The sequence below is a fragment of the Streptomyces capoamus genome, from assembly GCF_014654935.1.
GTDB lineage: Bacteria > Actinomycetota > Actinomycetes > Streptomycetales > Streptomycetaceae > Streptomyces > Streptomyces capoamus.
On the sequence record NZ_BNBF01000002.1, the window covers coordinates 39,461 to 40,603 of the forward strand.

Genomic DNA, 1,143 nt, shown 5'->3' on the forward strand with positions numbered 1-1,143 from the left:
ATCGGCCAGTTCCACGAGAAGGCGGACGACAAGGTGGCCGCCGACCGTGCGCGGCAGGAGCGGGCGTCCGCCAAGCGGGTCGCCAAGGGGAAGAAGGCCAAGCGGGTCGACACGACCGGCGTCGGAGCGACGTACCGGACGATGGCGCGGATCTACACCGCGTACGGCAAGTTCTACCTGCGTACCTCGCTGTCCACGGCGCGCGGCCAGGAGTTCGCCGCGGACCTGAGCGCCGCCAGGATCGCCGGACGGGACGCGACCGCGTCGGCGCTGCGCGAGATCCCGGTGCTGTCCGCCTCCCACGACTTCTACCTGGAGTCCTACGCCACCCTCGGCCTGCAGGCCCGCCTGCTGCCCCCGCGCGGCGAGTTCTTCGGCGGCTTCGGACGGCTGCTGACGGCCCGTGAACTGGAACTGGCCGACCTGCGCGCGGAGCTGCCGGAGCAACCGGCCGGGCCCTACGACTCCCACCCGCCGATCGCCGAGCGGGTACGGCGGATCGAGGCACTGCCCGCCGACGGCCGCGCCGACGAGGCCAAGGGGGCCGCGCTGGCCCTGCTGACCGACCCGGCGCGCACGCTGGGCGCCCTGGAGGACGCGGTCCTCGCCGACGAGCTGCTGCGCCACCCCCGTGCGGCCGACTGGGAGGCGCTGCTGGACGCCTCGATGGCCGCGGGCCTGTCGACGGCACAGACCCCGCTGCACCGGGCCCTGGCCGGGTACACCGGGCAGCCGGCGACGCTGTCGGCGCTGCTGGACGTCATCGACGACGGCAGGCTGTGGCGGCTGGCGGAGAAGCTGCCGCTGTCGCCGGAGGCGGCGGCCGCGAAGGGGCGGGCGTTCCGCGAGTTCGTACGGCCCGTGCTGCGCCGCTCGCTGCGCACCATGGTGCTGGCCGAGTTCAGCTCCCGTTCGCTGCTGCACTGGGAGTTCTCCTGGACCCGCCCGGCAACCGTGCGGCTGCCCGGCTGGAGCTCGGAGACTCAGGACGCCGGTCCCGAGGCGGCGCTGCAGGAGGCCGTGGACGCGGCACTGGCCGACCACCCCGACACCACACCGCTGCGGGCGCTGCTGCCACCGGCGACCCAGCCCGCCTGACCGGCTCCGCCCCGCCCCACCCCCGTCCGGTCGCCCATGCCACCG

The 1,143-nt window shown here is 75.1% G+C and carries 1 protein-coding gene; it reads left to right on the forward strand.

Annotated features, from left to right (window positions below; translation table 11 throughout):
* Nucleotides 1-1,098: peptidase (locus tag IE312_RS03695; RefSeq protein WP_229898987.1), on the forward strand; the 1,098-nt coding region annotated here is incomplete at its 5' end.
* Nucleotides 1,099-1,143 lie beyond the last annotated feature (45 nt).